Raw genomic sequence first — 13714 nt, forward strand, 5'->3', positions numbered from 1 at the left:
AACAGGCGTTCGACGCTATGTCAGCGGTGACGCGGCGTCAGGAGGCGACAGCGCTGAAACGCGCCGGCGCTGGATCGAGCCCAGGAACAGGGCCAGCACCGTCAGGAAGCTGAACACCGTCCCGGCGATGAAATAGGCGCGGCCCATGACCTTCTCGTCCAGCAGCACGGCCAGGTGCAGCATCACCCCCAGGCCGTGGAAGGCGGCCGCCCACATCGGCCACCAGCGGTCCGAGACCAGGGCGATGGTGACCAGCAGGGTCAGCAGCATCAGGTCGATGAGGGTGATCCCGACCTGCGGGCCAAAGAACTGGCTCGTGTTCTGGACGAGGCCGCTGCCGAACCACGCGACGATCATCGCGGCTGCGCTGCTGCGCTCGGGCCAGCCGCCGCGCAGCAGCGCCGGCGCGACTCCGGCCGCCAGCCAGGCGAAACCGATCCATTGGTAGAGGTGGGCGTAGTTCATCGGCTCCAGGTTGCCGTTTTCAATCCGCTCTGCCTAGCACTTCGAACGACGAAGCCGCCCCTCGCGTGACGAGGAGCGGCGACGGCGCCCTGAAAGGGGAGGCGGGCGTCAGGCGGCGCTGCGACCGACCACGCCCAGGCGGCCCGAGGGCGGGACGGAGTCGGGCTTCTCGCCGGCATTGCCGAACGCCACCGCGCCCAGGCCGATGTCGCGCTGGGCGACCGAGAGCTGCTTGTGGGTCTCGACGATGTTCTGCCGCGCCACGCCCAGCGCCTGCATGGTCTCGATGGCGCGCATCAGGGCTTCCTGGCCGACGATGGCCGAGAGGCGGGCGTCCTGACGGGTGGTCGGCATCAGTCCTGCCAGATTGGCGGTCTGGGCGATGGCGGTGTCGATGGCCTTCTCGGCGGCGAACAGGGCTTCGGCGACGGTTTCGGCGGCCAGGCGGCGTTCTTTCAGCATGAGCAGTCTCCTCGCGCCGATCGGCTCGGCGCGTTGCAAGGGATGGGATCTGTGCGAAGGGCTCGCCCAAGTCGGCGGGCAGGGAGTCTCTAGGGGAAGATGGCTTCCAGAGCGTGCAGGCCGGCCAGGATCGAACCGAAGGCGATCGCGGTCACGATCATCACCGCGGCGATGAAGGCCAGTCTGAGCGGAAGGCTCAGTTCATTGGGTCGTCCGCCTCCCAGTCCGGAGAGGAGGCTTCGGAGTCCGACAGGAACGTCTCGTCCATCACTGCGCTGGCGATGCACAGGATCTCGCGCATCACCATCTCGGAAGGCTTGAACGGCGCCTGCTTGCGCGTGGCCGTCATCAGGTCGTGAACCATGTCCGCGCTGGACGGCGTGGCCGCCAGGCTGACCAACTGGCGTTCCAGCTCGCCCCAGGTGATCGGCGGCAGTTGCTCGGCCAGGTTCAGGGTCGGCCAGGTCTGCTGGAAGTTCGTCACGTCCTGGCGCAGATAGGTCACCCGGCCGATGACGTCCTTCTGTTGGGGGGTAAGCTCTTTCACGGACAACTCCTTCGTCGATGCGGTCAGCTGACCGCGACGAGGGCTGTTCGCCTAGCCGGGACGGATCGGACCCCGATGCGATCGGAGGGGGGGCGCCCCCCTGATCGGGGCGGGTCTTATCGGAGGGGGGCTGATGCGCCCTATCAAGCACCCGGCTGGCAAACACCCGCCGGGCGGCGTCGTAGCGATCACTTGCGCCCAGGCGCTTGCGGGCCTTGTCCAGGTGCCAGTCGACAGTGTGCTTGGAAAGGCCCAGCTCGCGAGCGATCTCCTTGGAGCTCATGTGGCGATCGACCAACGCCAAGCATTCGCGCTCACGCTCCGTGAGACGGTCCAACCCTTCGATCGGGTCTGCAGTGAAGGGTCGCCCTTGTCCATCGGGCGGAACCTTAGGCGAACGTTTTTCCGTTCTGCAAGCTTGGCGACATGAAAACTTGGCCATGAAGTCTTCGGCTGCCCATCCGTTGTACGGCAAGGGCTCAGGCGGCCTGTTGGCGGAAGCGTTCGATCAGGAAGGCCGTCGCCGGACCGGGCGGCGTGTCGCGGCGGTGAATGGCGTGCAGGGCGTAGTGCGCCTCGACCAGTTCGGGCATGTCCAGGCGCACCAGACGGCCGTTGGCGAGATCCTCGCGAACCAGGGGTTCGGGCATGTTGCCCCAGCCCAGTCCCTCTTTCAGGAGCAAGTGCTTGGCCCCGAGATCGGCCAGCCGCCAGGTGTGGGCGCTGGCGACGGCGAAGTCGCGGCCTTGCGTCAGGTGCGAGCGATCGGTCAGCACCAGCTGGGTGTGGCCGCGTCCCGCGCCGGGCGGATTGGGGCCCTGGGAAAGCGGATGGTCGGGCGCGGCCACCGGGATCAGCTGGGTGGCGCCGACAGCGATGGTCTCCAGCGCCTCGCCGCCGTTGACGACGTCCAGCGGTCCGGCCACGCCCAGGGTCGCGCGGCCGTCCAGCACCATCTGGGTCACCGCGCCCAGACCCTCGACGTGCAGGCGCAGGGTCACGGTCGGGAAGGTCTGGCGAAAGGCGCGCAAGGCGTCGACCACCCGCGCCGTCGGCATCATGACATCCAGCACCAGGTGGACCTCGGCCTCCAGGCCTTGCAGCAGCCCCTTGGCCTTGGCGCGCAGGCCCGCGACGTCGGCGGCGATCAGGCGGGCCTGCGCCAGCACAGCATGACCCTGCTCGGTCAGCACCGGCGACTTGGCCGCATCGCGGTCGAACAGGACGAGGCCTAGCTGGGCTTCCAGATTGGCGATCGCATAGCTGACCACCGAATTGGCCCGGTTCAGCCGTCGCGCGGCCGCGGCGAACCCGCCCGCGTCGACCACGGTCAGGAAGACGGTCAGCTGGTCCAGGGTCGGCGTGCGGGGCTCGGTCATGATCCCATGATCGTTCGAAAATCTCGAACATAACAGACGATTTTATTCGGCTGTTTTGCGAGCGCGCGCGGCGCCAAAACCTCCGCCAACGACGAGGACGTGACGTCCCCGCCTTCGACCGCAAGCAAGGAGGCCGTGATGGCCAAGGTTCTGGTTCTTTATTATTCGTCCTACGGTCACCTGGAGACCATGGCCAAGGCCGTCGCCGAAGGCGCGCAGCAAGCCGGCGCCACAGTGGACATCAAGCGCATCCCTGAGACCGTGCCGCTGGAGATCGCCAAGGGCGCTCACTTCAAGCTCGACCAGGAAGCCCCGGTCGCCGCGGTCGAGGACCTGGCCAACTACGACGCTATCATCGTCGGCGCGCCGACCCGCTTTGGCCGCATGGCCTCGCAGGTCGCGGCCTTCTTCGACCAGGCCGGCGGTCTGTGGGCCCGCGGCGCCCTGCACGGCAAGGTGGCCGGCGCCTTCACCTCGACGGCGACCCAGCACGGTGGTCAGGAAACCACCCTGTTCTCGATCATCACCAACCTGCTGCACTTCGGCACGACGATCGTGGGCCTGGACTACGGCCACGCCAGCCAGATGACGCTGGACGAAGTGACCGGCGGCAGCCCGTACGGCGCCACCACCATCGCTGGCGGCGACGGCTCGCGTCAGCCCAGCACGATCGAGCTGGACGGCGCCCGCTATCAGGGTCGTCGCATCGCCGAGACGGCGATCAAGCTGCACGGCTGATCTCAGCCTGGGCGACCCGCCGGTCGCTGCCTCCCCCATCGCGACCGGCATGAAAGGCCGGCTGGCTCCTTCCCCCTCCCGGGAGCCAGCCGGCCTTTTCTTCGTTGCACTCAGAAAGGGAGACTCTCGATGCGCCGTCGCACCGCCTTTCTGGCCGGGATCTGGAAAGCCGCCGCTTATGTCCTTGCCCTGCGGGCCGTGGCCAAGCCCTACCGATCGCGCCGAGTCTACGCTGTGGATCAATGAGTCCGGGGATTTGTCTAGACTCTGAGCGCTGCGGGCTCGCTGAGTCTAGCGAGTCTGGCCGTCGTGCGTGGCAGGACGCCGATGTGCCATTTTGGAACAAATACTATAATTTTGATTCAGAGATTTTTACTTTCACTTCCCTTCATCATTAACAAAATAGACCTCGATCTTCATTTTGATTCTGGATTTTCTCAACGAAGTAGAAAGCTAGCTTGTGGATATTGGTCGCTGGGCAAAATGCCCACCGGCCGTCAAAACGACGCCGGGACACCTCGAATAGGAAGTGTTTCGTCATGGCGCTGAACAGCATCAACACGAACTCGGGCGCTCTGATCGCCCTGCAAAACCTGAACCAAACGAACTCGGAACTGGGCGTCGTCCAGCAGCGCATCAACACCGGTAAAAAGGTGGCGACCGCCAAGGACAACGGCGCCACGTGGGCTATCGCCAAGAACCAGACGGCCGCCAGCCAGTCGCTGAACTCGGTGAAGGACTCGCTGCAACGCGGTCAGTCGACCATCGACGTCGCTCTGGCCTCGGGCGACACCGTGATCGACCTGCTCGGCAAGATGAAGGAAAAGGCCCTGGCCGCTTCCGACACCTCGCTGAACACCGCGTCGTTCAAGGCGCTGCAGTCTGACTTCCACTCGCTGCGCGACCAGATCATCAAGGCTGTCGACAACTCGAAGTTCAACGGCGTGTCGATCGCCAACGGCAAGACCACGAAGCTCACCTTCCTGGCCAACGCCGACGGCGACAGCTTCACGGTCAACGCTCAGACGATCTCGCTGGCCGGCATCGGCCTGACCGACGGTGAGACCTTCACCGACGCCGCCGGCGCCAAGGGCGCGATCACCAAGATCGCTGGCGCCCTGCAATCGGCCACCAACAAGCTGGCCTCGCTGGGCACCAGCTCGGCCGGCCTCGACGCTCACCTGAGCTTCGTCGGCAAGCTGCAAGACAGCCTGGACGCCGGCGTTGGCAACCTGGTGGACGCCGACCTGGCCAAGGAAAGCGCGAAGCTGCAGTCGCTGCAAACCAAGCAACAGCTGGGTGTGCAGGCGCTGTCGATCGCCAACTCGTCGACCTCGTCGATCCTGAGCCTGTTCCGTTAATAGCGGTACGGTTGGCCGCTTCGGCGGTCGACGAGCCTCAGAAAGGGCGGACCTCCGGGTCCGCCCTTTTTTCTTTGTCCAAGCTTCAGCACGATTCCTTGGTTACCCCGTCGTTAACCAGCAACGTCTTGTTCCTTCTAACCATTTTAGGTTCGAGGAGGAGCGTTGAGAGTGACTTACGACGAGCGTCAGGCGTGGATCGAGCTGTGGTGGGCCGTGTTCGGCGAGCCGCCGGCGATCGAGGCCGAGCCGGAACTGGCTGCCCGGATCCTGGTCGATTGCCTGCCGACGGTTCTTCCCTACGAACTCAAGTCCCGAACTGAGTGAACGGGACCTGGTTGAAGAACTTGCGCTCGGCGCCGCGCGGGTCGTCTTCCTGGCGTGAGACGGTGTCGAACACCATCGTCTGGCGGCGCTCCAGGGTATAGGGCTCCCACTTGGGCAGCGCGCCGCCGTTCGGATCGCCGCTGCGGGCGAAGTTGATGAAGGCGTCGCTCATCGTGTTGGACATGGCGACCGAGTCCGGCCCCGCGCCGACGATCGAGCCCTTGGCGTCCAGCGTGCCGAACACCAGGCCGATGTCGATGGTGTGCGGCGCGCCGAAGATGCCGCCTTCCTTGGGCGACTTCCAATTGACCTGATAGGCGTAGGCCGGCGCGCCGGCGCGGGCCCGCTCCTCGTCCTGGATGATCGCGGCCTTCCACGAGCGGCCGGCGGTGGAGGCGGCGAAGAACACGTCGGCCGGCGAATAGTTCGGATAGGTCTGGCGGTAGAAGGCCACGACGGTCTCCGGATCGATGTCGATACGGGCGGCGAACTGACCCGGCAGGCGGGCGATGACCTCGTCCCAGGTCTTGGGGAAGGCCTTGGCGTCGAAGCCGATGAAGCCCTTGGTCTCGTCGTGGGTGTTGCCGCACATCATCGGCACGGACAGGCCCACCGGCGAGGCGTCGGGGAAGAACGGGTGGCGGGTCAGGCTGCGCTGGTCCAGGGTCGGGCCCATATAGACCCCGCCGGCGGCGGCGATCGGGTCGATGGCCTTCATCCCCGCCAGCATCTGGTCGGCGGGAAGGGCGCGCAGGGCCGCCAGATCCTTGATCCCCAGCTTGTCGAGGAACGCCTGGGCGCGGCGGGTGGCGTTGAACGGGCCGCCGACGGTGACCTGCTGGCCGCTCATGGTGGCGGCGCGGTGGAACAGGCCCTTGGCGACCGGCATGCCCATCAGGGTGGCGATCTTGGCCCCGCCGCCCGACTGGCCAAACAGCATCACATTGCCCGGATCGCCCCCGAAGGCGGCGATGTTGTCGCGCACCCACTGCAGGGCCAGCACCAAGTCCAGCTGGCCGGCGTTGCCGCTGTCGGCCACCGACGGATCGTTGAAGAGGCGGGCCAGATACAGATAGCCGAAGGCGTTCAGGCGGTGGTTGACCGTGACGACCACGACGTCGCCGCGCTTGGCCAGCTTGGTCCCCTCGTACCACGGGCTGGCGCCCGAACCGCCGTTATAGGCGCCGCCGTGGATGTAGAACATCACCGGCCGTTTGGCCCCGTCCGCGAGGCCCTTCTTGCCGGCTTTTGCAGGCGTCCAGACGTTGAGGAACAGGCAGTCCTCCGACAGGGCCTCGCCCTCTTCGCCCTTGCCGGTCTGCATCGAGGCCGCGCCATAGGCGGTGGCGTCCTTGACGTCGGTCCAGGGCTGCGGCGCGACCGGGGCTGCGAAGCGTCGTTCACCGCCCGCATCGGCCCCATAGCGCAGGCCCTTGAAGACGCTGACCCCATCCTGGACATAGCCGCGGACCTTGCCGGCGGTGGTCGTCACGATCGGCGAGCGCGGCTGGGCGGCGTAGCCGACCACGGGCAGGGCGGCATAGGCGGTCAGCGCGGCGGCGCCGGTGATCAGGGTGCGGCGGGTAGCGGTCATGGCGGTTCCTCTCCAAGCGTCTTTGTGGCGCTTCTGGGGGCGACTTGCGGGTACCGGTAGCACGCGTGACACCGGTGACAATCCGCTAAATCTTACGCACCGCCATCGCATGGTCGCGGATGATGTCCAGCGTCGAGGCGTCGGTGTCGAAGACGCCGTAAAGGCCCTGCTCCTCCTGCGGGGGATCGCCGACAAAGGCCTTGTCGCCTGGCGCGAACCAGGCGTCGGGATGTTGAGCGCGGCCTTCGCCGTTCCAGGCCCAGAAGTTGGTCCCGGCCAGAGGCCCGCCAGCCCGCATGTCGGCCAGGGTCAGATCGTAGATCGCCTGGTAGAAGCGGTCCTTGTCGGCCGTGGCCGAGCCCGGCGCGAAGGCGCGGGCGTCGCGGGCGAGGCCAAACTCCTCGATGACCAGAGGCTTGTTCAACTGTCGGGCCAGGGCGATGTGGCGGGCGACATAGTCGCGGCAGCGCGCCTCGCCAGCGTCGTAGGTGGCGGCGGGGTTGCTGGCGTCGATCCAGCTCCAGTTGTTGGGCCAGATGTGCGCCGTCACATAGTCGATGCTGGCGGGACGATGGGCGTCCAGCACGCAGGTCTCGCGGCCCAGGCAGCCCATCTCGCCCTCGCTGCCGGTGCTGACCAGATGGCGCGGATCCTGGGTCTTGATGAAGTCCGACGTCTCGGCGATCCAGCGCTGGTAGGCGGGCAGGTTGGAAAGACCGAACGCGTCCGAACCGCCCGGCCGCGGTTCGTTGGCCAGCTGCCAGGCCATGATCGTCGGATCGTCGCGATAGGGCTTGCCGGTCACGGTATTGGCCCTTCCGACCAGGCTCTTCACGTAGCGGCGGAAGAGGGCGTTGGCCTTGTCGTCGGCGTAGAAGCGGGCGGTGTAGTCTGGATAATCTGGCCACGGATGATTGGCGTCGCCGTGCTGAAACCACGGCCCGTTTCCGACCCAGCGCAGATAGGCCGGCATGCCGCCGGACCAATCCCAGAAGTTGTTCAGATAGATCACCGCCTTCATGTCTCGCGCGGCCATCTCGGCCAGCAGGACGTCCAGGCCCTTCAGCAGGTTGGCGTCGTAGCCGCCGGGACGCTCCTGGAAGGTCGGGCTGACCGCGGCCTTGGCCGGCGAGCGCTCGCCTGCGCCCAGGACTCGCAGATTGGTGACGCCCAACGCCTTCAGGCGATCCAGCTCCCGCGAGAGCCGCGCGCGGTCGCCATAGGCCGCCGGCGCGCCCAGCCAGGCGCCGTACCAAAGGTTCGCGCCGACGAAGCGATAGGGCCTGCCGTCGAGGGTGAGGCGGCCGTTCGCCACGGCGACGAAGCCCCTGGGCGGCCGCGCGGCGCCCAGCACTGGCAGGGCGGCCAGCGCCGCGAGCAGGGCGCGGCGCGTGGGGTTCATTTGCCGGCGCCGGCGTGGACGACGGTCCAGTCGACGATCGCCGACAGCGCCGCCGGGGCCATGGTCTCCTCGATCACCGCGTACTCGCCGATAAGGCCGGTCCCGGCGGTCTGGAAGAGGTGGTTCAGGCCTGGAAACTGGGTGGTCGTGAGGTCGGCCCCGACCGGCAGGCCTGCCCTTATCGCCTCCAGGTTCTCGGCCGCCGGCGCCTGGGTGTCCTTGCCGCCGCCGACGGCCAAGACCGGGACGCGGATACGGCTCAGATCGGCCCGAGGATCGAACCGGGCGAACGACCGATAGTGCGCCGAAAGCATGGTTTTCAGCATCTGGCGCTGAGGCGCGTCGGCGGGAGCGCCGTGGCGGTCGAGGATGGCGTTCAGGGCCGCCAGGGCCTCTTCGGGCTCGCGCGGCGAAATCACCACGTCGATGATCTCGCGTTGGCTGACCTGGGCGGAGGCGATCGTGGCGGGCGGGGCGCCGGCGGCCCTCAGGATCGAGCCGACCTGATCGACGATCAGATCGCCGCCGCGTATGCCCGGCGCGGCCAGCAGCGTGACGAAGGCGACCTTCGGATCGGCGGCCGCGGCGCGGATCGCCAGGGTTCCGCCCTCGCTATGGCCCAGCAGGCCGACGCGAGCCTTGTCGATCTCCGGGCGGGCGCGCAGCCAGGCCAGGCCGGCCGCCACGTCGCTGACCTGGTCGTCGAGGGTGGCGTTTGCGGCGAAAGGCGCGGAGCCGCCAACGCCTCGATCGTCGACGCGCAGCACCGCCACGCCTCGCCGCGTCAGGGCGTCAGCAAGCAGCAGGAACGGCTTGTGGCCGAAGATCGTCTCGTCGCGATCCTGCGCCCCTGAACCGGTGATCAGCAGCACGGCGGGGAACGGACCTTGGCCCGGCGGCAGGGTCAGGGTCCCGGCCATAACCAGCCCAGAGGCCGGATTGGCGTAGGTCACGTCCTGCGCGCGATAGGGGAAGGGTGGCTTGGGCGTCTGCGGCCGTTCGACCTCGATGGCGGTGGCGGCTGTCCGGGTCATGACCAGCGGGGCGTCGCCGCCGCCCTGGCGCCACTGGCCCTGCAGCGTCTTGCCGTCCGCCGACAGCGTCCCTTCGAAGCTGGCGGCCGCGATCGTCAGCTCCAACCGCGCCTTGCCGTTGGTGAACGTGGCGCGGGCGGGGAGGCCCATCGCCTTCTGGGCCAGGCTGTCCAGCGTGGCCGAGCCGTCCGGCTTGATGTGGAACATCAGCGGCAGCTTGCCGCTGGGCGCGTCCAGCACCCCGGACCAGTCGCCGGCGATCGGTCCGGCCTGGGCCAGGGCGACGGCGGGCGCGAGCAGGGCGGCGACGAACGCCGCGTGAGACGGATGACGCATGTGGCCTACACTCCCCCAAACCGAGGGGGAGTGTAGGCCGTGCGCGCGGGGGTTGTGAAGTCGCGTCCTACAGGTTCAGCAGCGCCGGGTCGCCGCCCTGGGCGGTGATGTTGACGCTGAGCGCCCGCTCGACCGCGAAGCGCAGCAGCGCATGGGGGCCGCCGGCCTTGGGGCCGGTGCCCGAAAGGCCCTCGCCGCCGAACGGCTGGACGCCCACGACGGCGCCGGTCATTGAGCGGTTGACGTAGGCGTTGCCGGCCGGGACCAGGCGCTGGACGTCGGCCGCGAAGCTCTCGATCCGCGAGTGGATGCCCAGGGTCAGGCCATAGCGGCGGGCGGCGAGGGCGCCGGCGACCTCCGCCAGGTGCTCGGGCTTGTAGCGCACCACGTGCAGCACGGGGCCGAACACCTCGCGCTCCAGGAAGTCGGCGGCCGGGATCTCGGCCAGCACCGGGGCGAAGAAGGTCCCCCCGTCGGGCGAGGGCAGGGCGTGCAGCACCTTGGCCTCGCGCTTCAGGCGCTCGTGGTGCTTGATCAGAGCGTCCTTGGCTTCGGTGTCGATGACCGGGCCGACATCGGTGACGGCCTGGGCTGGATCGCCCAGCACGAGGGCGTCCATGGCGCCCTTCAGGCCGTCGACGATGTGGTCGGCGGTGTCTTCCGGCAGGAACAACAGGCGCAGGGCCGAGCAGCGCTGACCGGCCGAACCGAAGGCCGAGACGATGACGTCGTCGATGACCTGCTCGCGTTGCGCGGTGGTGTCGACGAACATGCCGTTGAGGCCGCCGGTTTCGGCGATGAACGGCACGATCGGGCCCTGACGCTGAGCGAGGGTCTGGTTGATCCGCCAGGCGGTGTCTGTGCCGCCGGTGAAGGCGACGCCGTCCAGGCCTTCGTGGCTGGTCAGGGCCGCGCCCACCGTCTCGCCGCGCCCCGGCAGCAGGGCCAGCAGGCGGCTGTCCAGGCCGGCGGCGTGATACAGCTTCACGGCCTCGAAGGCGATCAGCGGCGTCTGCTCGGCGGGCTTGGCCAGCACGGCGTTGCCGGCGGCCAGGGCGGCGGCGATCTGACCGGTGAAGATGGCCAGCGGGAAGTTCCAAGGGCTGATGCAGACGAAGACGCCGCGACCGGCCAGGCGCAGGGTGTTGGTCTCGCCGACCGGACCCTTCAGCAGTTCGCCGTCGCCGAACTGGTCCTCGGCCAGCACCGCGTAGTAGCGGCAGAAGTCGACGGCCTCGCGGACCTCGGCGATGCCGTCCGACAGGGTCTTGCCGGCTTCGCGCGACAGGATGGCGATCAGGCGGTCGATATTGGCTTCCAGCGCGTCGCCCATGGCGCGCAGGATCTTGGCGCGGGCCGGGCCGCCAGCCAGGTCCCAGGCCGGTTGTGCGGCGCGGGCCAGGCGGAAGGCTTCGTCGATCTGCGGGATCTGGGCTTCGGAGACCGCGCCGACCACCTTGCTGGCGTCGGCGGGCGCCACCACGGGCAGGGGCGGGCCGCCGGCGGCGACCTTGCCGGCGATCAGCGGACCGGCCGACAGGGTGACCGTGTCGAGGGCCGCAACAGCCGCTTGCAGGCGCTCGCGGTCGGCTTTCACCGACAGGTCCAGGCCGGCTGAGTTCTGGCGGCGAGGGCCATAGACGTCGATCGGCGTCGGGATCTTGGCGTGGCGGTCGGGATGAGCCTCGACGGTGTCGATCGGGTCGGTGACGACCTTCTCGACCGGCACCCGCTCGTCCAGCAGGGCGTGGACGAACGAGGTGTTGGCGCCGTTCTCCAGCAGGCGGCGAACGAGGTAGGGCAGCAGGTCCTCGTGACCGCCGACTGGGGCGTAGGCCCGCAGGGTGATGCCGTCATAGAGGTCGTCGGCGGCCTTGTAGAGCGCCTCGCCCATGCCGTGCAGGCGCTGGTGTTCGATCTTGACGCCGGCGTTCTTGGCCATGCGCACCACGGCCGCCAGGGTGTGGGCGTTGTGGGTGGCGAACTGGGCGTAGAGGTGCGGGGCCGCGCCGATCAGCGCCTTGGCGTTGACCAAGTACGACAGGTCGGTGGCCGGCTTGGTGGTGAACACCGGATAGTCGGGACGGCCGGCGACCTGGCCGCGCTTGATCTCGCTGTCCCAATAGGCGCCCTTGACCAGACGCACCATCAGGCGACGCCCAGTCTCCTGCGACAAGGCCTTCAGGCGGGCGATCACCTCGCCGCAGCGCTTCTGATAAGCCTGGACGGCCAAGCCCAGGCCGGTCCAGTCGCCCAGCTCCGGCTCGCGGCACAGCTTGTCCAGCAGCTTCAACGACAGGGCCAGGCGATCGGCCTCTTCGGCGTCGATCGTGAAGTTGAGGTTGTGCTTGGCGGCGATCTTGGCCAGGCGCAGGGTGCGGGGATAGAGCTCCTCCCACACGCGGTCCTCGTGGGTGGCCTCGTAGCGCGGGCACAGGGCCGACAGCTTGACCGAGACGCCGTGGCCGGCTTCCGGACCCGCGGCCTTCGACAGCTTGCCGACCGTCTCGATCGCGTCCGCATACGACTTCTCATAGCGCTCGGCGTCGGTGGCGGTGCGGGCGCCTTCGCCCAGCATGTCGAAGCTGCACATGTCGCCGTCATTGGCGGCGCGCTTGATGGCGGCTTCGATCGTCCGACCCAGGACGAACTGCTCGCCCATGATGCGGATGGCCTGGCCGACGGCGGCGCGGATCACGGGCTCGCCCAGGCGACCGGCCAGCTTCTTGACGAAGCCGGGCAGGTCCTTCCTGGCCTCGTCGTCGGGCTCGACGATCTTGCCGGTCAGCATCAGGCCCCAGGTCGAGGCGTTGACGAACAGGCTGTCGCTGCCGCCCAGGTGAGACGCCCAATCCGCCGAGCCGATCTTCTCGGCGATCAGCTTGTCGCGGGTGTCGTCGTCGGGGGTGCGCAGCAGAGCCTCGGCCAGGCACATCAAAGCCAGGCCCTCGCGGGTGCCCAGGCTGAATTCCTGCAGGAAGCTCTCGACCACGCCCTGCTTGCGGACGCTGCGGCGGGCGCCGCGAACCAGGGCCTCGGCCTCGGCGCGGACGGCGGCGCGGTCTTCGCTGGACAGGGGCGCGGCGGCCAGCAGGTCGGCGATCACGGCCGCTTCGTCGCGATACTTGCCGTCGTCGAGGCTGTCCCAGTTGGCCAGGTCGGTCATGGTCGGTTCCGTTATTGAGATATCGTCGGTCTAACTCGACTTCAGCCAAAGGTGCTTCGTTTGTTCGGCGCGGAGGTCGTTGCTTATTCGGCATGAGCGCCGAAAATCAGCGTCCGCTCCAGCGGCGTCATCGGCGGAAGCCAGGCATGAGGATGCGCTGGAAGCGTTCGCTGAAAAAGGGGGGAGGGAGGAAGGGACGTCTGGTGGGGGAGACGCTGACGTCCCTTCCTCTCATGCGCGACGCCCAGCTAGGGGGAGAGATGCGAGCGTCGCGTCAGTCCCAGCCGCGGCCTTGCCGCTTCTGCAGAGCGCCCTTTGAGGAGGGGGAGGGGCGCCGAGCAGGACTGGAACGATCAAAGGTGTAACGCCAAGCTTGCCGAATGTGCTACGTTTGTCGTCGCTCATTTTCGAAGCTTCTTCGGTAATATCGCGCCATGGCCATTTCCGCTCTTGATGATACCGATCGCAGGCTGTTGAAAGTTCTGCAGGCCGATGGGCGCATCACCAACGCCGAACTGGCCAAGCGCTGCAACCTGTCGCCGGCCGCCACCTTCGACCGCGTTCGCCGCCTGCGCGAGCGGGGCTACATCACCGGCTACGCCGCCCTGCTGGACCCGGCCAAGGTCGACCGGGCGCTGCTGATCTTCGTGGAAGTGGTGCTGGAGCGCACGACGGGCGAGACCTTCGAGGACTTCGCCGCCGCCGTTCGCCGCGCTCCCGAGATCCTGGAATGCCACATGGTCGCCGGCGGCTTCGACTATTTGATCAAGGCCCGCGTGCGCGACATGGAGGCCTACCGCAACTTCCTGGGCGACATCCTGGTCAAGATGCCTGGCGTCCGCGAGACGCGGACCTATGCGGTGCTGGAAGAGGTCAAGAGCACGGTGCAACTGCCGCTATAGG

The 13714-nt window shown here is 67.9% G+C and carries 12 protein-coding genes and 1 pseudogene; 4 read left to right on the top strand and 9 right to left on the bottom strand.

Annotation, left to right across the window (positions count from 1 at the left end; translation table 11 throughout):
* Positions 1 to 15 precede the first annotated feature (15 nt).
* The 5 genes and pseudogenes from E1H18_RS17405 to E1H18_RS17420 all read right to left on the bottom strand — a co-directional run bounded on the left by E1H18_RS17405 (position 16) and on the right by E1H18_RS17420 (position 2853).
* Complete coding sequence (locus E1H18_RS17405) at positions 16 to 465, bottom strand: hypothetical protein (protein WP_172270780.1); 450 nt, start codon at positions 463 to 465, stop codon at positions 16 to 18.
* A gap of 108 nt (positions 466 to 573) precedes the next feature.
* Positions 574 to 927, bottom strand: coding sequence for a hypothetical protein (locus tag E1H18_RS17410; protein ID WP_172270782.1), 354 nt, complete (start codon positions 925 to 927; stop codon positions 574 to 576).
* Positions 928 to 1123: 196 nt separating this feature from the next.
* On the bottom strand, positions 1124 to 1474 hold the full coding sequence (locus E1H18_RS26875) for a hypothetical protein (protein ID WP_370526542.1): 351 nt from the start codon (positions 1472 to 1474) through the stop codon (positions 1124 to 1126).
* Between the two features lie 181 nt (positions 1475 to 1655).
* Positions 1656 to 1916, bottom strand: a pseudogene (locus E1H18_RS27135) (helix-turn-helix transcriptional regulator); the annotation flags it as partial.
* Between the two features lie 37 nt (positions 1917 to 1953).
* On the bottom strand, positions 1954 to 2853 hold the full coding sequence (locus tag E1H18_RS17420; RefSeq protein ID WP_172270786.1) for a LysR family transcriptional regulator: 900 nt from the start codon (positions 2851 to 2853) through the stop codon (positions 1954 to 1956).
* 138 nt (positions 2854 to 2991) lie between these two features.
* Here E1H18_RS17420 and wrbA point away from each other — a divergent pair, with 138 nt between their 5' ends.
* From wrbA to E1H18_RS17435, 3 genes are all read left to right on the top strand, one after another.
* Positions 2992 to 3591, top strand: a complete 600-nt coding sequence (gene wrbA, locus E1H18_RS17425) for an NAD(P)H:quinone oxidoreductase (RefSeq protein ID WP_172270788.1) — start codon at positions 2992 to 2994, stop codon at positions 3589 to 3591.
* A gap of 539 nt (positions 3592 to 4130) precedes the next feature.
* Complete coding sequence (locus tag E1H18_RS17430) at positions 4131 to 4952, top strand: flagellin (protein ID WP_172270790.1); 822 nt, start codon at positions 4131 to 4133, stop codon at positions 4950 to 4952.
* Between the two features lie 171 nt (positions 4953 to 5123).
* Positions 5124 to 5279 carry a hypothetical protein gene (locus E1H18_RS17435; RefSeq protein ID WP_172270792.1) on the top strand — a complete coding sequence of 52 codons (156 nt, stop codon included), beginning with the start codon at positions 5124 to 5126 and terminating at the stop codon, positions 5277 to 5279.
* On the opposite strand, the gene E1H18_RS17440 is transcribed toward E1H18_RS17435, so the two are convergent.
* The 4 genes from E1H18_RS17440 to putA all read right to left on the bottom strand — a co-directional run bounded on the left by E1H18_RS17440 (position 5260) and on the right by putA (position 12802).
* Entirely contained in the window at positions 5260 to 6873 is a 1614-nt protein-coding gene (locus E1H18_RS17440; RefSeq protein WP_172270794.1) for a carboxylesterase/lipase family protein, read from the bottom strand. The genes E1H18_RS17435 and E1H18_RS17440 overlap by 20 nt on opposite strands.
* An 85-nt stretch (positions 6874 to 6958) precedes the next feature.
* Positions 6959 to 8275: a mannanase gene (locus E1H18_RS17445; protein WP_172270796.1), complete on the bottom strand. Its 1317-nt coding sequence runs from the start codon at positions 8273 to 8275 to the stop codon at positions 6959 to 6961.
* Complete coding sequence (locus tag E1H18_RS17450) at positions 8272 to 9645, bottom strand: S9 family peptidase (RefSeq protein ID WP_172270798.1); 1374 nt, start codon at positions 9643 to 9645, stop codon at positions 8272 to 8274. Before E1H18_RS17450 ends, E1H18_RS17445 begins: the two co-directional genes overlap by 4 nt.
* 67 nt (positions 9646 to 9712) lie before the next feature.
* Complete coding sequence (putA, locus tag E1H18_RS17455) at positions 9713 to 12802, bottom strand: bifunctional proline dehydrogenase/L-glutamate gamma-semialdehyde dehydrogenase PutA (protein WP_172271220.1); 3090 nt, start codon at positions 12800 to 12802, stop codon at positions 9713 to 9715.
* Between the two features lie 443 nt (positions 12803 to 13245).
* On the opposite strand from putA, the gene E1H18_RS17460 reads away from it, so the two are divergent.
* The gene (locus E1H18_RS17460) at positions 13246 to 13713 is read left to right on the top strand and encodes an Lrp/AsnC ligand binding domain-containing protein (RefSeq protein WP_172270800.1); all 468 of its coding nucleotides are present in this window, start codon (positions 13246 to 13248) and stop codon (positions 13711 to 13713) included.
* Position 13714 lies beyond the last annotated feature (1 nt).

Source organism: Caulobacter sp. RHG1 (assembly GCF_013181195.1).
In the GTDB taxonomy this organism is placed as follows: Bacteria; Pseudomonadota; Alphaproteobacteria; order Caulobacterales; family Caulobacteraceae; genus Caulobacter.